The organism is Roseimarinus sediminis (assembly GCF_050433125.1).
Classification (GTDB): Bacteria; Bacteroidota; Bacteroidia; order Bacteroidales; family Prolixibacteraceae; genus Roseimarinus; species Roseimarinus sediminis.
Genome location: NZ_JBNPXV010000020.1, coordinates 1 through 15,763, shown reverse-complemented (window position 1 = coordinate 15,763; position 15,763 = coordinate 1). Strand labels below are relative to the sequence as shown.

Sequence of the window (15,763 nt, the reverse complement as noted above, 5' to 3'; positions counted from 1 at the left end):
TATCCCAGTGTAATGGTCCAGATTGGAACAAAAACAGCAATGAGCACTGCAACAGACATTTGCCAATAATAATTCGTAACAAATAAGCCACACAACAAAAGCAACGCATCAGCTGAATTAGAATCAATTTGGCCACTTGCCGATGAACCAGCGTAGTTTATATTCAAACCTTCTGAATCAAAAACACTCCATCTGGTATTCCATAAATTATCGTACTTCCAGTTAATTGTTTTATTATCAACTGTGATGAAGGATTTTGTCATCCAGCTGTTATAACTTATTTCACCAATGACTCTGTTTTCAGCACTGTCGATAATTTTAGTATGTTGTTTTAAAAACCCGCTTGTCTTAAATGTATAGCTTTTACCATTTAAATGACCATGGGCTGTTTGGGAAAAACTTTTATCTCTTAACTCCCCAATTTGATGACCATTCGAATAAATGCTGTATAAAGTAGAAAGAAAATTTTTTTTCCAACTGAGTTGAGTTTGCATAGTCTATCCTTTTCTGCTTATTGTTAATGATTCTTTTTCTACTTTGCCCTATTGATATTTTCGATTAAAGAACGGCCAATTATTTTTTCAAAGCTGTTCTGTATTTGTACCTTAAATCATGGTCCTTTGTTCCACAAACGATCCGCGAAATTATTTCTTTTTGCTTAGTAAACACGGCTACTAACTCACCCGTCAAATGGATAAAATATACGCTGCCAGGTAGTAAATGCCAGAGACATGGATGACTTCTATCGGTTTTTTTTTGTTCTTTTTGACCAGGCTCTGTTATAAGTCTTTTTAGTAATGAAATTATTACACAGACATAAAAAATGATGCAGGTCTATTTCTTAAGTTTTTCCTTTATGGATAGATTCTTACCCAAGGGATTTTGGAACTTCAACTGTTCTGTTGCAGGAAGGAAGAACCGAATACAAAATAATCCGGCTATTATATAGCCGATGTAAATATGCCAATTCCACATGAGGTGCCTCATCTTTTTGGTCAGAACAATGAGTTGCTCATCAGACAACATTGGGTCAGTTCTATTAAGGTAGTCCTGTATTATGGCTGCAGCATTAGACTTATTCAGCAAGGTTAATTGTAATAAACGTAAGTAACAGCAGAAGAAATGAAATCGCTATTACCCGATGAATTATTCGGTATTGTTTCGAATGCGTGTATTGTATTTATATTTTGTTGTTCTTTTATCTCCATATTTCTCGATAATCCCATCGTCAACAGCCACTTTTAAGTCTCTACTAGCAGTTGCCTGAGATATATTTTTGAATGCTCTTAAATAATCTTGTCTTGAAGATTCTTTTGTCCCAATGATTACTTTAAAATTTGAGATTCTGTCATTTTTGCTTAGACTAATATTTTGAACTTTTAATAATTCTTCGAGTGCATCTTTTATTATTTCGAGCATAAATTCTACAAAAGCAGTTGTAGTTTCTTGTTTATCTGATTTTCCTAGAATATTGTAATGTTCTTGTTGTCTTGATTTTACCAAACTTTCAATTGGAAGAAATTCGAAAACAGGAGCGTGTTCTTTTAAAATCATAGTATGCCAAAGTCGACCCATTCTGCCGTTTCTGTCGATGAACGGGTGAATAAATTCAAATTCGTAATGGAAAACACAACTTTTTATGAGAATTAAATCGTCGTCGTTTTTGAGATAACTAAACTAATCATTCATTAACGAATAAACCATTTCTCCGGGAGGTGCAATTTGGGCGATGTCGCTACCTTTTACAATTCCAACCGAACCGGTTCGAAGTTTTCCTGGTTTTTCAATCAATTCCTTCATTAAAATCTCATGTGCTTTGCACAGCGATTTTAGTTCGAAGACTTTGAATTTATTTAGCTGATTATAACCGTTGATTGCATTTTTAACTTCCAAAATGTCTTTTTTTGGAGCAAGGATTCTTTTGTTGTCAAGCAGCTCGGTTATTTGCTCAACAGTCAAAGTATTTCCTTCAATTTCAAGCGATGACAGAATCGTTTTTATCCAATTTCTTTCTCTTAATTCTGTTGGCGGTTTATTTAAATGAGCTGCATTCACCTCTCCGATTTTTTCTGAAATAGAAGCAATTAAGTATAAAATTCTACTTGTTATTTTGTATGCTGGTTTCATCGTTTATATTTTTGATACTATCATTTGATACTATCAAAAAAAATCATAACTGTTTATGCTGCAATTCTTTTTTCAGAATTAAACCTAAAAGCAGTCTGTTTAAAAATCAAAGACCAGATCTAAAAGTTGGCTGTTTTTTAGCCGTTTAAAGCAGCCCGTACAAAATAGTGATTAATATTTATTTTATTAATCAGCGTATTAAACTGAACGCTGTTGCCGTATCTTTGCAGAAAACATCAAAAATCTTCTTTAAATACAGAATACCGTAGGGGGATAGATGTAGATTATTTTTCCAGCTGGTGGAAATCATCGTTGGACACTGCGCATTGCTCAGTATTCTATTTATTATACGCTGGAATTATTTACATATTTCAAATATATATTAAATTATTCCTATTCTTTTACTGTACAATACAGCCTGAGTAGCATTATCGGTCCGTGTTTTTCTTAAAATATTTTGTCGGTGATTATTTACCGTATTGATGCTAATTCTCATCTTGTCTGCAATATTGTAGCTGTCGTATCCACGGCTAATTAGAATCAAAACTTCTTTTTCTCTTTTAGTAAGAATTACTGCTGAAGCTTTACCGTCAATTTTATTAAACAGATGTAATTCACCTGTTTTAATATTTATTAACCGACGTTGTGGTTTTTCATTTGGCAAACGTTCCGACATTGGATGAGAAATCACAAGTGTAAGCCAGGTTCTGCCATTCTTATCCTGCTCTAAGGGAATACTTTGATGCAAATGCCTTATATAAAATCCATCGGTATTTCTGGTTCGAAAATCATATACAAGTTTATAATCTTTCTTTTCATTAAATGGCAAATTTGAAAGAAATTGATAATGCAAATTATCAGTTTCCAAAACAAAGGCTAAATCATTGGGATGAATTCGCTCGTAATGCATATCGAAATTGATATTTTGATCTTGTTTTTGGTCTAAACCAAATATTTCCAGTTGCTCCCTGCTTTGTAGTAAATAGTGGTTTTTATGTAAATCGAACACGGCATAGATCGAACTTTCAATCTCAGCCAGTCGCTCTATCATTTCAATTTTTGGCTGAATACGTTGGTAGTCAATGTCAGATACCGAACAGATATGGGTTTCTATATTGATTAATCGTTCTTTTTGTAGTTGATTCAAATTCTTATTCATTCGTATAGTTATAATTCACTATTTTATTTTAAAGAACCGCATCCTACTTTTGTATGTAAAGTTAATAAAGTAAATTAGTTATGGGAAGACTCATTAATATTATCAAGGGCAAAGCATTCATTTATGTAGCTTTATTTGTTGGTTGCATCTCTTTGTTATTTATTGGTCAAGAAAATCAATACGGCATATTTGCATGGATTGCTCCAATATTTCTACTGCATTTTTCCCGAAGAGCAAAGCCAATACGATTTGTATTTTTATTTCTATTGTTGATCATGACAGGTTTTATAACTCAAAAGTCACATAATTTATTTAATGACCCTGTGATAGGAGCAATTAATGGTGTTTCGTATGCATTCATAACAATGATAATTTATGTAATTGACCGTATGTTGTTTGTAAAAGGTAAAAGACTGGTACATACATTAGTTTTTCCGTCGGTTTATGTTGTCATTGAGGCATTGGTTACATCGAAAATTGGCACTTCGGGAGTATTGGCACAATCTCAGTTTTCTTTCACTCCTTTTGCTCAATTAAGTACCATTACAGGATTGCATGGCATTACATTTATAATTTGTTGGTTTGCCTCCGTCCTTTATTGGTTTTTTGAAAATGATTTTAAATCTACATTCGTTAAAAATGGGCTACTCACCTTTGGTAGTGTATTTATTTTAATTATAAGCTATGGCTTTATAAAAACCGCTTCACAAGCGGAAGCTCAGAAAACTGTAAGAGTAGCAACAATTAGTGGCCCATTTGATTTACATCGACTGGCACAAAGAGAGAAAGATGTATTGCTTCGGCTTGGTAAACAGCCAAATATGAAGATTCCTGCTTCTTTCTTTTCAGGTGAAAAAGATATATCTGTTCAGATAAAAAATACAAGAAATGCAGCTGAATTGGGTGCAAAAATTATTGTCTGGAGCGAAGCATCGTTATTCTTAAATCAAAATCAACTTAATTCCATAATTACAGAAGTAAAAAACATATCAAAGGCTTTCAATACTTATGTTTTGCTTGCTTTTTTTGAAGAAAGAAGTTCAGATGCTCCTAAACCAATCAACAACAAAAGTATTTTAATAGGTAAGGATGGAACGATCGTGTGGGAATATAAGAAAGCTCACCCAACGCCTTCTGAAATTCCGGTGGTTAATTCAGGAAATTCCGAAATACCAGTAGTTGATACACAATACGGAAGACTTGGCAATGTAATTTGTTACGACTACGATTTCCCATCTTTTTTAGCGCAGGCTAATAGAAAAAATGTCGATATTATGCTTGTCCCTGCATACGATTGGAAAGAATTTGCATCAATGCATTCTAAGATGGCACAATTTGAAACACTTCAAAGTGGACGCCTTCTAATTCGTTCAAATGGAAATGGGATAAATATGGTAAGCAATGATCAAGGTAAAATTATTGCAGAACTTAACACCTTTAACAATACGAACAAAATTCTCTATGCCAATCTTCCTCTAAATTCTTCACCCACTGTTTATGCAGAAACAGCTAATGCTTTTGTCATGTTTTGCTTCATCTGTTTTGTTTTATCCATTGTATTAAAAATTACTTTATTGTTCAAACTTAAAAGGATGTCCAATTAATGCAGGACTGTTTCTTTTGATCAAAATCAGCTTGAGCTCCTTCAATGTATTTTTGGTGATGAATATAATTGCATTTTAGCAGGTGTATTTTTCCAGAGGGTGTAAGTTGTTCCTTATACACTTCTTCTAATCCAAAAATCAAGGAAAAAACCTGAATCAACTCAAAGAAGCTCCAATCCGACTTAAATAGTTCTCTGAATGTTTTAGAGAAACGCTGATATAAACTTCATATCCTTGATAAATAATACAGGGTTTACCGGATGGTTACATTGAAAACACTATAAGATAAATTATTGGTTTCGTGCATATTCGAGCATTGTTTAGTTCAATCCCGGTGGCCATCGGGACTTTAATGTAGAGCGTATGCAAGCAACGCTCAATTGAAAGCTAAGTGTTAGCAATTGTTGCTATTCTATTTTGAGATCGTCAGGATTTTGTCTTGAATCTCAAATTGTATGTATTATTATTGGGTCAGTTTTTGTTTCATAAAACAAAATGAATACATCTACAATCAATCCTCGAATTGTGTCATCATCAGTTAATTTTCCAATTTCTGGATGGTCGACTAAAAGTGGTAATTCCTTGATGAGACGTTTATATAGTTTCGTAGAATAGGACTTGCTTTTGTTCCTCTCTGTATAAAAATCAAGAATCTGGAATAATTTAATTTGAGCTTTATGTGACCAAACTATTTTTCGTTTAGCCATCTGTCAAATTCTTTATCAAGTTCGTCTTGCTCAATAAATAGACCTTTTTCCATTTGTTTTTTTGATTCAGCTGGAAAAAGGCCGAAGGAAAAGAAAGAACCTTATCTGCTTAGGCATAAAACCTGATCAAGCCTATGCATGGAGCCGAACGAGAATGGGAGGTTGGAGAGTTGCCCAGAGTCCTATATTAGAGTCTAGCATCACGATTGACAGGCTTAAGCAACGTGGCTACATCAGTCTTCAGGAGTATTACATGAAGGTTAGCCTTCATTAGTGAACCGCCCGGTACGAGACCCGTATGCTGGGTGGTGTGAGAGGTGCACCAGAGGGCCATTGGCTCACTGGCCATCTACTCGACTAGCAACAGGTTTTTATTTTTTAGAGTAGGTTGTTCAAATCTTGCCTTCCGATAATTGCCATTATTTCAACAATCCCATTACTGATTTTATAGTAGATACTGTCTGCCCCACAAGGGCATCGTCTATATTCTTTTTTGATATAGTCTATTGATTCAAAGGCAAATGGTTGTTGTGCAATTATTTCAAAATAATCAAAAAATGTATTGAAGTATTTATCAGCCTGATCCATTCCAAAATTTTCTACACCGAAATGATGTATGCGAATAAGATCTTCTTTTGCAGAATTACTTAATTTGTATTTAACCATTAAGCAAAGCCTTTGATTGTTTCAAAATTTGTTCTTTTGAATCATTAGTATATCCACTTTCTTCTGATCTGTCCAGTTTAGCTCTAATCCAGTCAATTTGAACTTGTTGTTTACGTGCCTGTCTAATCAAATCATTTATCAATTCACTTTTACTAGAATATTCTTGATTCTCAATTTGAGTCTTTAACCATTCATCATTTGGTTTTGTAAAAGAAATGCTTTGTCGTGCCATAATTATAGTGTTTTGATGCGAATATACACCAAATATGAATCAATAGCAAGTTTGTTAACTTGTTGCTTAACGGAAAATTGTTTGTTGTCGTTGCGGATTGCGAGTGATTATCTGTCCGGTTACGGACGAGATAATTACGGGAATCCGAGGCGACAACCTGCATCGACACCGCAATGCAATTTACAAAATGTTATAGGGTGTTTTTCATCTTTGGAAATACAGTTAATAATATCCATAATAAAATCGACACAATAAATGTAAGTTTTGTCCGCTGTAAGCTTTTCTTTGCCTTTTCAAGATAATCATTTATTGTTTCTTCTAAGATTATTAAATTTTCGTCATCGTACTCCACTTTTGAATTTTCTATTGCTTGTATAAATTGTTTTCTTTCATTTGGAGTTGTCAAATTCTTTAGAAAATTCGTGTTGAAATTATGACTGTCATACAACAGAATACACGAGTCAATATAATTTGAAATTAATTTTTCTTGCTTTGTTTTATCATCAAAGACTCTATCACTAAAACTATTGCTCAGGTTTAATCCAATCCAAATGTTTTGTTTCATTTTATTGTCACTGATGTCTGTGAGTGGACACACAAAATAGCAATTAACTCGCATCTCATGTTCCCGAACAGCTCTACCTTGTCTGAAGTATTTGCCAGATTTCTCTTTTAATTGGTCTGACTTTTTTATTGTATAGTATCTTGAATTTCTATTTTCTAATAAATCAGAAGGCTGGTTAATGATGGTTTGCTCACTATTAGACCAATGTAAGTATAATTCAAAATTCATTAGAGGAACCGCCATTAATATCCAAGTCAAAATCAATGTAACAAATTTGTATTTATATGAGATATTTAGGAGTTCAAGTCTTTTTCTGAGGAATACAAATACCAATAATAGTGAAATTGCACCAGGCAGAATATTACAGAATAAGATATTATCGTATGAAATTAACTCTAACTCTATTGTGAATAGCCAATACAAAGATGAACAAACGATAAAAAACAATATCGTAGAAATTGTATGAGGTAATATTATTCTAATAATCTTGTTCATTCGTAGCGTTTTTAAATACCCTGTAACGGCAGTCTGTCTAAAAGCGAACTGCTATCTCTTAAAAAAAGGCTGTTTTTTAGCCGTTTTAAGCAGCTCTTACAAAATAGTGATTAATATTTGTTTTGTTAATCAATTGGCTTAAAATGTTCGATTTTAACTCCTTAATGGCTTCTTTTAATCCAAAACTCAAGGCAAAACCAGCAAGGTACTTTATTAGCACTTCGATGCCCACGATGTTGATGATCCGCCTGAGCTTATAGGCTGTCATCACCAGACCAAAATCAGCTTCGGCCCGTTCAATGTATTTTTTGGTGATGATGTAATTAAAGCCCCATTGCCGTTTGATCGTGCCAAATAGCCTGTCCCGAACTTGCTTCGGGAGGTGCTCCACAATGGCCTGTCGCCGCTTGTAAAGTTGCTCGCTTTTTTCCACCCTTTTCTTGTTGTTCTCAATGTTTTCGGTGTATTCGCTGCGTCGTACCTGTTTGCCGTTGGCCGCCGATTTGGTGCACTGCTCCCGCACTTCGCACCTTTTGCATTCCCTGGTGGTATAATTCTTAAAGCGGTACGATACTTCGCCCATGCTGTTTTTGGCATGGTGCCAGGTGTTGTTCGTTGTCAGTACATGCCCTTGTGGACAGGTGTAGGTGTCGTCTTCTTTGCTGTAAATAAAGTGCTCAACATCGTATGCCGGATTTGGGGCATGTGAGGCTCCGGCCAGTGGCGGAATGGCAACAATTGCCGGAATGGCAAGCGAATCGGAGATGGCAAGCTCACTGCCCGTGTGGTAACCTTTATCGTAAAGAGCAGTAAAATTGTTGTGCCCCAATATGGACTTGGACCGCCTGAGCATGTTGCCCATCGCCTTTTTATTCCCGGTAAACCGGGACAGGCTGTTGCTATTGGTCATCTTGTAATCAATGGGGATGTTGTTTTCGGCATCGACCGTGGTTTGGGCGCTGTAGGCCACTTCGGTGATGTTGTTTCGGGTAATCAGGTGACGACTGTCGGGATCGGAAGTAGAGATTTGCGGCTGGCCCGACTCCTCCAATTGCTTTTCAATGGCCTTGTAGTTTTCTTTCCGTTCTTGCTGTTTCTTGATTTCCGTTTCAATGGCTTCTTTCTTGTCCCCGTCGTTTTCATCGCAGGTGGAAAAGTAACTTTCGTGGCCAAAGATTATCGCGAGGGGGCCATCAAAAAGCCGCTTACTCTCGATGGCGTTGAGTTCCTGCGGCGCTTTACCATGCACATCCTGCCACGGCGCTTTGTCAAAATCCGGAGGTTTGGTATTTACAACCACACCGTAAAACGAAACCTCAAATTGCAGTTTGTCCCGGAGGAAAAGCCCGATATTGATGCGATGATTGAGCAGCAACAGCCACCCGAAACAAGGATGGAACGCTTTGAAAGGCTCACGGGCTTCAACCCCTGCCTGTGCCCGGTGTGCAAAACCGGGAAGATGGTCGTGATCAATGTACTACCAAGAATACGGTCGCCGGGATGGAAAACCAGGACTATTAAATTATCATAATCAGTCATTTAAAATCATGCAGCAGATGCATCCGGGAGAACTACGCCCAATGATCAACAAAAACCACCCAATGGCAGCAGGGGCCAATCACCTGACAGGCTGGATCAATTAAGCGGGTAAGCACTAAAAGCTGCAACAAATCAAAGAACACCGTCTCGATTTCTTTCAAAAAACATCAAAAACCTTCTTTAAGTACATAGCACCGTAGCGGGATGGATGTAGTTCAACCGAAACTCCTCACTGGGCGCTGCGCGCCGCTCAGAGTTCTATTTATTAGGTGCTGGTTTTTATTAATTATTATTGTATCCAAATTCTCTCGTTTTTAAAACCTCTTTCCACCAACTTTCTCTTTCAATGATAATTAAGTCGTCAATTGTCGATTTAAAAATATCTAATATTGAGTATTTAAAGTTTTTCTTAATGTAATCAAAACTCAATTTTTTTAAGTCTTTGTTATCTCCGTTACCTGTCTTTATATATGCTTGCCATCTCCCTAAAATCATATGTTCTCCGTAAGCAGAACCAACATACATTTTCCCGTTAAAAGTGTCCGTGATTAAATAAACGCCTTTCTGATTCTTCAAAGCTGTTTTCCAAGTCTCGTTATTAATTACGCGAGATAATTCTGGCCAAGTAACATTAACCTTGTCATAGCCTGGAAAAAAGTCGTTATCGAAAGTGTCTGGTAGAATCTGTACAACTTCACATTCATTAATCACCGAATTTGCAAGACGAATCATTGTTTGTGATTTATTTTTGAATTTTATAATCAACCGCCCGAAATATTTTTCATACTCAGACAGGATTTCATATTCATATCCAACTCCGTCAAGAACATTTAAGTCTTTTGTAATTTTTCCAACATGGAACAGAAGCCACAAATCATCATTTTTATTGATTTTAATAAAGCCAATTGTTGTTTGTCCAGATTTGAATGACCTGTTTTTCTTATAATTCCAATACTGTCCGTTGAGTGCTGTTTTAAAATCTTTGTTTTTAAAAATTTCGATTGGATTCCAGTTTTGATTAAACATTAAATTAAATCGAATCTTTACGTTTTCAAGATTGTCCAGTTTTAATATGTCATTTAGTAAAATCATAATTTTTGCACTCTTGTTTCTTCGTTAAACTTGCACCTAACGTGCAATTGTATGTTTAGCTGTGGTTTTCGTGAGGGTTTCCAGTCCGCATACACACCGCTTAGAGGCGGGTGGGGAAGCTGAAACTACCACTGCGCCCACAGTTAAATATACAAAGTGTTGAACTAAATCCCGCCAATGCGGGATAGCTCTTTTAAAAATACAGGATTCTTCTTAAAATCAGTGCATTTAACCATAATAATTACTGACAATGAGAAAGAAATCCGGATTTACCACGGTTGAACAGGCCATCGTGCTGGTTCCCGAGTTTGAAAAAGTTGTTCGCAAACTGGAACAACAGGTTGTTTTACGCGGACAAAGCATGAGCACCCTGCAAAAGGGCATCAATCCCTGTCATTGTCCTGGATGCAAAAGTGGGCGGATGATCACGATCAATGTACTGCCAGGAATCGGCTAGCCGTGACGGAGATGGAGCAAAACGAGCATGGGAGCTTGGAAAGTTGACCAGAGTCCCATATTAGGGACTACCATCACGATTGACAGGCTTAAGCAATGTGGCTACATCAGTCTTCAAGAGTATTACATGAAGGTTAGCCTTCATTAGTGAACCGCCCAGTACGAGACCCGTATGCTGGGTGGTGTGAGAGGTGCACCAGTGGGCTATTGGCTCACTGGCCATCTACTCGATTACAAACAGCAATTATTGTGATTTTAGAATTTGATCAATCTTGCTTTCTACAATTTCTTTGATTTCAAACGCAAGATCTTTATATTCTAATGTTTCGTCTTGGTCGGGAACAAACATGTCAGCAGGATACCGTACATCGACACCAAAATCACTCAATTCTTTTGGATCAATTTCTGCAAAATCCTTATCAAAGTCGGCGCACTCAGATAGCAAATATTCAATATTGTGAGTCTTTCTCACTTCGACACCGTTGGCAATTAAGTAGGCTTTCAAAAATTTCTCAACGGCTTGCTGACAGTGAAAACAAACAGATGATGTTGCAATGATTTCATATTCCGTCAATTTATCAACAACCAATAAATCCTCATTTGCTTTTATTAGCCATTGTTTTATAAAATCTATTGTCGCCCTATTCATAAAGCAACACCTTCTTTAAGGACTTGTTTGAGAATGTGTCCTGTTATTTCTTTTTTTGAATTTATTTCGTCCTCGCTTTGAATCAGGATATCGGCAGGAATTTTAAATCGAGCCAACTCTTTTCGCATCATGGATTTAAGAGTTCTTTTTTTTCGGATATCTATTGTTTCTCTGGTAATAACAAGAAAGTCATAATCACTATCAATAGAATTGTCTTTTCGGGCACGAGATCCAAAAAGAAGAATCCTGCAATCTGGTAAAATTTTGCTTGCAGTATCTTTAATTATTGATAATGAATTAGAATTGTTATTAATCATCTTGTCCGTTTATTAAACTCAAATCAAAAATACTTAAAATTTTGAAAACAGGCTGGAATCGAAGTCATTATTGTTTGTAACGGGAGTCTGTGTAAAAACCAACTTCCGTTATTTATTGATCATAAATTTACCTCATACAAATTGAATAGAGGGCCATACCGGACAATAAATTTTCGAATTTTGTAAATGATAAAATTTTTTTTTCTGGTTTTAATAGCGCAAAATGGCTTAAAAACTGCCGTGTCTTGATCAATATTGTCGCCAAAGCCTTGTCTGTTAAGGCTTTCACGAATTCATCCCATCCAAGTATTGACACACAACGGCTTAGGTTGTAAGCAATAAACTCCAAGCCAACTTCGCCAAGTACTTTCTCTTTGCCCTTCATCAGGGTGAAGGTAAAGCCGCGCTGGCGTTTAAGAGTGCCAAACTGGTGTTCTGTTACCTGTTGCCGCTTTTTGTAATATCCGGGATTGTTGTTGATGCGTTCTTTGTTTTCCCCGATGGTTTCGGCATATTCACTGCGGTCGATGCACCTGCCGTTACGTTCCCCCTTGGTGCATTTTTGCCGCAAAGCACATTGCTTGCAAGCGGGTGTTGTGTACCTCCTGAACTTATATGCGGCGGTGTTCCCCCGTGCGCTGTGACTGTACCAAACGTTGTTTGTTGTGAGCGTTTCACCTGCAGGACAGGTATAGCTGTCGGTTTCGTTGTTGTAGGTAAAATCAGTAATCGGGTACAAGCCAATATCTTTTGTAGAAGGGGCTTTGGGAGAAACATAGGTGGTAATGTTTTCTTCTTTGCACCTTTTCAGTTCTTCACCGGTGTGGTAGCCTTTGTCGGCCAAAACATCCATCCCTTCAACACCGAGCAGTTCCTTGGTGGCGATGGCAACCGATGCCAGGGCATGAGAATTCCCGCCTTGCGGGACAGGCTATTAACATCACCGGTGTCGTATTCCACAAGCAGTTTGTGTTTTGAATCGCTTGCAGCCTGTACGTTGTAGCCTACATTTATGATATTGCGGTGAAGTACAACAGAGCGGGCATCGGGGTCGGTAAGCGATATCTGCTCGTTGCCCGATTCTTCAAGCTGTTGCTGTATGTCGAGGTACTCCTCTTTGCGTTGGTTTTGGGTCGCTATTTTTGCTTTGAGTTCCTGTTGCTCATCTTCTAGGTTGCATTGGTCGAGCTGTAACTGGTATTCGTTTACTTTGTTGTCGATGTATGTGATATGGCGGTCGATCTTTGCCTGGTTAAGGTTGTTCTTCAGCGAGTTTTGTGCCCTTATTTTAAACGAATCAATGGCAATTGTTTGGCCGTCGACAAGTTCCATGTCGCGCAAAAGTTTTACAAACGCACGGAAAACCTGGCGGAAAGCCTTTGCATTGTTTTTCCGGAAATCGGCTATGGTTTTGTATTTGTGGCTCTGGCACGAGGTAAGCCATAACTTGTCCCGGTTTTCCGGGATAGCCTCCATATTGAGTGCGGCCTCCCGCTCCAGCTTGCGCGATGTGCGGATGCCATAACGATAAGCGTATAGGTAGAGCTTCATCAGCACAGAAGGATGATAAGCCGGGCGGCCTTCATCGTTGCACTTTATATGGGTAAAACCAAAGCTTTCCATATCGATGGCATCAACAAAAGCATCGATGGCCCGCACGAATGAATTTTGTGGAACCACCTCATTGAGGCTTAACATAAAGAATTGATTCCTGTTTTCACCAATTATGTGTGGCATGACCTATCTTTTTGGTATACAATAAAGATAAGAAATATCAAGAATAGCTCTAAATAATAAACAATGAGGTTATTAACAATTTGGGAGGGTTTTTGCACAGTCTGACGGTGGCAATATGGTATGAAGCGGATTGCGAGCGATTCACTATCAAACCGAGATGAAGTTGAAACGGACGAAACCCCCTCCAAATAAGCACTTCACCGCTTTTTGCTATATTGCGTGTTATCGGTTCGCCCTTATTTTTCGGTCTTTGTTAGCCAATCTATTGCATTTATTTTTTTTATTCCGTTATATGTACCTGTTTCGTAGTCCATTGTGATTAAAAGTTTTTCGTGATGGTCTGCAATACTGTCAAATGGTGCTAACTCACGTTCTAAAGTCGTTGCTGTTTCAACTGTTTGCGAAACTTGTATGTATTGTGTAAAACCTTCGTTGTTGCGAACAACAAAATCAACTTCTAAATTGTTGGTTTTTCCAATCCATACTTGGTTATTTCTGCGTTTTAGCTCAAGATAAATTATATTTTCAAGTAAATGTCCTGCATTGCTTGCCAATTCTTTTCCAAGTAATGCGTTGCGAAAACCCAAATCCACCATATAGTATTTTTCTTGCGTTGCCAAATGTTGTTTGCCTTTGATGTCATAGCGGTTTACTTTGTAAAATAAATAGGCTTCAACCAAAGTGCCAATGTACTTTGACACTGTTTTGTTGTCAATCTTCTTTTTATTTGTCGTTAAAACTTTAGCAATGTTTCCTGCTGAAACTCTTGAACCAACTGAATCTATTAAGAAGGTTACAACTTCCTGATATGATTCTTCGGCATAAATAGTATAGCGTTTAGAAATATCGTTGTCGTAAATGTTTTTGAAAACCGTTTGCAAATATTCATTTGCAAAATGATTTCCGTCCGCAGAAAGTCGTACAGCTTCTGGAAAACCACCTATACGCACATATTCAGCAAAAGCACGGTCAGGGTTTGTGGTTTTGCCTGTAAACTCTAAATATTCAGCAAAAGAAAAAGGCAATACATTTATTTCATAAGCTCTACCTGTGAGCAAAGTTGCCAATTCACTTGATAATAAAAATGCGTTCGAACCTGTAACGTACAAATCTATGTTTGGATGAACGTATAAGCCTTCCAACATTTTTTCAAACTCGGGAACGTTTTGCACTTCGTCTATAAATACATAATTGATTACGTTCTTTTTGAGATGCTTAATTATGTAATCGTAAACTTCTTTCCAATTTTTTTCCGCTAAAAACCGAAATTCGGGCATATCCATATTAATCGCTAAAATGGAAACTTTGCCGTTTTCTTTACGCAACAAGTCTTGAAATTGTGTCATTAAAGTTGATTTTCCACAACGCCTAACACCTGTGGCAACCTTAATTAAATTCTTGTCTTTAAGAACACTCAGTGTATCCAAGTACCGTTTACGTTCTATTGTTTTCATAGAGTAAAGATAGTCAAATTCCTAAAACTATTCCAAAATAAAAACATTTAGGAATTTTACAATTCATTTTTTGGTCAAGTTCGTTTTATTGCATTTTTAAAACCATAGTCTTTGTAAACTAAATTTTGTCTGTTCAATGTCATTTGTGCTTGTCGTGCAGTTTCGTTTTAGGGTGACCGATAACGGAAAATTGTTTGTTACGTAAGGGTTTGCGTGTGATTCTCTGTCCGGGTACGGACGAGAGAATGAGCGGAAAGCCGCTGCTGGCATACCACTGAAACCCTTATGGAATAAACAAAATATTGGCGGACGTATTATGGAATAATCATTGTAACTTTTGTCTCTTTTGGTATATCCTCGAATTTAGCTCCTGCTCGCCACCACTCTTTTGTCAACGCCTGATGGTCAATTTCAAATCCTATGTCATTTTCATTTAGGTGTATAAAGACCGAGCCCTCGCCTTCCGTTTGTAAAAAATCAACAGTATAATGTACTTGAATATCCTCAATTGTGCTTCCAATACCTATTCCTTTATCGGTTTTGTAAAGGTCACTATGTACCCAAATTCTCCAAATCTTGCAGTCACTTTCGCAATAGGGCTCTATTCTCAATAACAATTGGCCGTCTAGTTTAATATTATAAACATCGTAGTCATCACCCTCTAGTGAAATTGAAGATTTTTCAACAACATATCTAGTCTTGGCTAACTCTAGGGCATTTTCTAAATCCATATTTCTAGTAAAAAGCCCTGCTTTATCTGTATCTAACAAGTATTCATTATCCTGTGCATAACAGTTAAAAGCGAAAAGAAGAGACATTGCTACTATTGTCAACTTTTTCATAATGTGAGGTTTAAGTATATGGCCGCCAACGGCAGTCTGTCTAAAAACCAACTACAGTTCTTAAAAATTGGCGGTTTTTTAGCCACCTTATGCCGCCATTGCAAAATAGTTATAAATATTTG

The 15,763-nt window shown here is 37.0% G+C and carries 20 protein-coding genes and 1 pseudogene; 4 read left to right on the top strand and 17 right to left on the bottom strand.

Going from position 1 to position 15,763, the window contains the following annotated elements:
* From FHS86_RS17960 to FHS86_RS17940, 5 genes and pseudogenes are all read right to left on the bottom strand, one after another.
* Positions 1-494, bottom strand: a 494-nt coding sequence (locus tag FHS86_RS17960) for a hypothetical protein (RefSeq protein WP_429417068.1), incomplete at its 3' end; no start/stop codon positions are given.
* A gap of 652 nt (positions 495-1,146) precedes the next feature.
* Complete coding sequence (locus tag FHS86_RS17955) at positions 1,147-1,554, bottom strand: Fic family protein (protein WP_429417065.1); 408 nt, start codon at positions 1,552-1,554, stop codon at positions 1,147-1,149.
* Positions 1,555-1,557: 3 nt separating this feature from the next.
* Positions 1,558-1,659: pseudogene (locus FHS86_RS17950) on the bottom strand (Fic family protein); the annotation flags it as partial.
* Between the two features lie 18 nt (positions 1,660-1,677).
* A complete protein-coding gene (locus FHS86_RS17945) occupies positions 1,678-2,127 on the bottom strand; it encodes a Fic family protein (RefSeq protein WP_429417062.1) in 450 nt (149 codons plus the stop codon).
* Between the two features lie 382 nt (positions 2,128-2,509).
* Complete coding sequence (locus FHS86_RS17940; RefSeq protein ID WP_429417059.1) at positions 2,510-3,286, bottom strand: response regulator transcription factor; 777 nt, start codon at positions 3,284-3,286, stop codon at positions 2,510-2,512.
* A gap of 80 nt (positions 3,287-3,366) precedes the next feature.
* Between FHS86_RS17940 and FHS86_RS17935 the strand changes: the two genes are divergently transcribed.
* Positions 3,367-4,890 (top strand): nitrilase-related carbon-nitrogen hydrolase, encoded by a 1,524-nt coding sequence (locus FHS86_RS17935; protein WP_429417056.1) that lies wholly within the window; start codon positions 3,367-3,369, stop codon positions 4,888-4,890.
* Positions 4,891-5,336: 446 nt separating this feature from the next.
* Here FHS86_RS17935 and FHS86_RS17930 read toward each other — a convergent pair whose 3' ends face one another.
* From FHS86_RS17930 to FHS86_RS17910, 5 genes are all read right to left on the bottom strand, one after another.
* Positions 5,337-5,597, bottom strand: a complete 261-nt coding sequence (locus FHS86_RS17930) for a type II toxin-antitoxin system RelE/ParE family toxin (RefSeq protein WP_429417053.1) — start codon at positions 5,595-5,597, stop codon at positions 5,337-5,339.
* A gap of 378 nt (positions 5,598-5,975) precedes the next feature.
* Positions 5,976-6,263, bottom strand: a complete 288-nt coding sequence (locus FHS86_RS17925) for a type II toxin-antitoxin system RelE/ParE family toxin (protein WP_429417050.1) — start codon at positions 6,261-6,263, stop codon at positions 5,976-5,978.
* Positions 6,256-6,495 (bottom strand): ribbon-helix-helix domain-containing protein, encoded by a 240-nt coding sequence (locus FHS86_RS17920; protein WP_429417047.1) that lies wholly within the window; start codon positions 6,493-6,495, stop codon positions 6,256-6,258. The genes FHS86_RS17925 and FHS86_RS17920 overlap by 8 nt, the downstream gene beginning before the upstream one ends.
* Positions 6,496-6,685: 190 nt before the next feature.
* On the bottom strand, positions 6,686-7,555 hold the full coding sequence (locus FHS86_RS17915) for a hypothetical protein (protein WP_429417044.1): 870 nt from the start codon (positions 7,553-7,555) through the stop codon (positions 6,686-6,688).
* An 85-nt stretch (positions 7,556-7,640) separates the two neighbouring features.
* A complete protein-coding gene (locus FHS86_RS17910; RefSeq protein WP_429417041.1) occupies positions 7,641-8,408 on the bottom strand; it encodes a transposase in 768 nt (255 codons plus the stop codon).
* Between FHS86_RS17910 and FHS86_RS17905 the strand changes: the two genes are divergently transcribed.
* On the top strand, positions 8,340-9,086 hold the full coding sequence (locus FHS86_RS17905) for a transposase (RefSeq protein ID WP_429417039.1): 747 nt from the start codon (positions 8,340-8,342) through the stop codon (positions 9,084-9,086). The genes FHS86_RS17910 and FHS86_RS17905 overlap by 69 nt on opposite strands.
* A complete protein-coding gene (locus FHS86_RS17900; protein WP_429417130.1) occupies positions 9,028-9,198 on the top strand; it encodes a hypothetical protein in 171 nt (56 codons plus the stop codon). Before FHS86_RS17905 ends, FHS86_RS17900 begins: the two co-directional genes overlap by 59 nt.
* Before the next feature lie 178 nt (positions 9,199-9,376).
* Here FHS86_RS17900 and FHS86_RS17895 read toward each other — a convergent pair whose 3' ends face one another.
* Positions 9,377-10,186: a GIY-YIG nuclease family protein gene (locus FHS86_RS17895; protein ID WP_429417036.1), complete on the bottom strand. Its 810-nt coding sequence runs from the start codon at positions 10,184-10,186 to the stop codon at positions 9,377-9,379.
* A gap of 250 nt (positions 10,187-10,436) precedes the next feature.
* Here FHS86_RS17895 and FHS86_RS17890 point away from each other — a divergent pair, with 250 nt between their 5' ends.
* On the top strand, positions 10,437-10,643 hold the full coding sequence (locus FHS86_RS17890) for a hypothetical protein (RefSeq protein WP_429417033.1): 207 nt from the start codon (positions 10,437-10,439) through the stop codon (positions 10,641-10,643).
* A 243-nt stretch (positions 10,644-10,886) separates the two neighbouring features.
* Here the strand turns inward: FHS86_RS17890 and FHS86_RS17885 are convergent, their stop codons facing one another.
* The 6 genes from FHS86_RS17885 to FHS86_RS17860 form a co-directional block, all read right to left on the bottom strand.
* On the bottom strand, positions 10,887-11,291 hold the full coding sequence (locus tag FHS86_RS17885) for a HEPN domain-containing protein (protein ID WP_429417030.1): 405 nt from the start codon (positions 11,289-11,291) through the stop codon (positions 10,887-10,889).
* The gene (locus tag FHS86_RS17880; protein WP_429417027.1) at positions 11,288-11,608 is read right to left on the bottom strand and encodes a nucleotidyltransferase domain-containing protein; all 321 of its coding nucleotides are present in this window, start codon (positions 11,606-11,608) and stop codon (positions 11,288-11,290) included. The genes FHS86_RS17885 and FHS86_RS17880 overlap by 4 nt, the downstream gene beginning before the upstream one ends.
* 127 nt (positions 11,609-11,735) lie before the next feature.
* Positions 11,736-12,461 (bottom strand): transposase, encoded by a 726-nt coding sequence (locus FHS86_RS17875; protein ID WP_429417024.1) that lies wholly within the window; start codon positions 12,459-12,461, stop codon positions 11,736-11,738.
* A complete protein-coding gene (locus FHS86_RS17870; RefSeq protein ID WP_429417021.1) occupies positions 12,416-13,345 on the bottom strand; it encodes a transposase in 930 nt (309 codons plus the stop codon). Before FHS86_RS17870 ends, FHS86_RS17875 begins: the two co-directional genes overlap by 46 nt.
* A gap of 236 nt (positions 13,346-13,581) precedes the next feature.
* The gene (locus tag FHS86_RS17865) at positions 13,582-14,799 is read right to left on the bottom strand and encodes an ATP-binding protein (RefSeq protein ID WP_429417018.1); all 1,218 of its coding nucleotides are present in this window, start codon (positions 14,797-14,799) and stop codon (positions 13,582-13,584) included.
* Between the two features lie 314 nt (positions 14,800-15,113).
* The gene (locus FHS86_RS17860; protein ID WP_429417015.1) at positions 15,114-15,641 is read right to left on the bottom strand and encodes a hypothetical protein; all 528 of its coding nucleotides are present in this window, start codon (positions 15,639-15,641) and stop codon (positions 15,114-15,116) included.
* Between the last annotated feature and the right edge of the window lie 122 nt (positions 15,642-15,763).

Bases quoted from the DNA above. Each gene is read 5' to 3' on its own strand.
- FHS86_RS17945 (WP_429417062.1), bottom strand. From the start codon at position 2,127: ATGAAACCAGCATACAAAATAACAAGTAGAATTTTATACTTAATTGCT.
- FHS86_RS17885 (WP_429417030.1), bottom strand. From the start codon at position 11,291: ATGAATAGGGCGACAATAGATTTTATAAAACAATGGCTAATAAAAGCA.
- FHS86_RS17865 (WP_429417018.1), bottom strand. From the start codon at position 14,799: ATGAAAACAATAGAACGTAAACGGTACTTGGATACACTGAGTGTTCTT.
- FHS86_RS17930 (WP_429417053.1), bottom strand. From the start codon at position 5,597: ATGGCTAAACGAAAAATAGTTTGGTCACATAAAGCTCAAATTAAATTA.
- FHS86_RS17955 (WP_429417065.1), bottom strand. From the start codon at position 1,554: ATGATTTTAAAAGAACACGCTCCTGTTTTCGAATTTCTTCCAATTGAA.
- FHS86_RS17895 (WP_429417036.1), bottom strand. From the start codon at position 10,186: ATGATTTTACTAAATGACATATTAAAACTGGACAATCTTGAAAACGTA.
- FHS86_RS17910 (WP_429417041.1), bottom strand. From the start codon at position 8,408: ATGCTCAGGCGGTCCAAGTCCATATTGGGGCACAACAATTTTACTGCT.
- FHS86_RS17920 (WP_429417047.1), bottom strand. From the start codon at position 6,495: ATGGCACGACAAAGCATTTCTTTTACAAAACCAAATGATGAATGGTTA.
- FHS86_RS17915 (WP_429417044.1), bottom strand. From the start codon at position 7,555: ATGAACAAGATTATTAGAATAATATTACCTCATACAATTTCTACGATA.
- FHS86_RS17935 (WP_429417056.1), top strand. From the start codon at position 3,367: ATGGGAAGACTCATTAATATTATCAAGGGCAAAGCATTCATTTATGTA.
- FHS86_RS17940 (WP_429417059.1), bottom strand. From the start codon at position 3,286: ATGAATAAGAATTTGAATCAACTACAAAAAGAACGATTAATCAATATA.
- FHS86_RS17880 (WP_429417027.1), bottom strand. From the start codon at position 11,608: ATGATTAATAACAATTCTAATTCATTATCAATAATTAAAGATACTGCA.
- FHS86_RS17900 (WP_429417130.1), top strand. From the start codon at position 9,028: ATGTACTACCAAGAATACGGTCGCCGGGATGGAAAACCAGGACTATTA.
- FHS86_RS17925 (WP_429417050.1), bottom strand. From the start codon at position 6,263: ATGGTTAAATACAAATTAAGTAATTCTGCAAAAGAAGATCTTATTCGC.
- FHS86_RS17890 (WP_429417033.1), top strand. From the start codon at position 10,437: ATGAGAAAGAAATCCGGATTTACCACGGTTGAACAGGCCATCGTGCTG.
- FHS86_RS17870 (WP_429417021.1), bottom strand. From the start codon at position 13,345: ATGCCACACATAATTGGTGAAAACAGGAATCAATTCTTTATGTTAAGC.
- FHS86_RS17860 (WP_429417015.1), bottom strand. From the start codon at position 15,641: ATGAAAAAGTTGACAATAGTAGCAATGTCTCTTCTTTTCGCTTTTAAC.
- FHS86_RS17875 (WP_429417024.1), bottom strand. From the start codon at position 12,461: ATGGATGTTTTGGCCGACAAAGGCTACCACACCGGTGAAGAACTGAAA.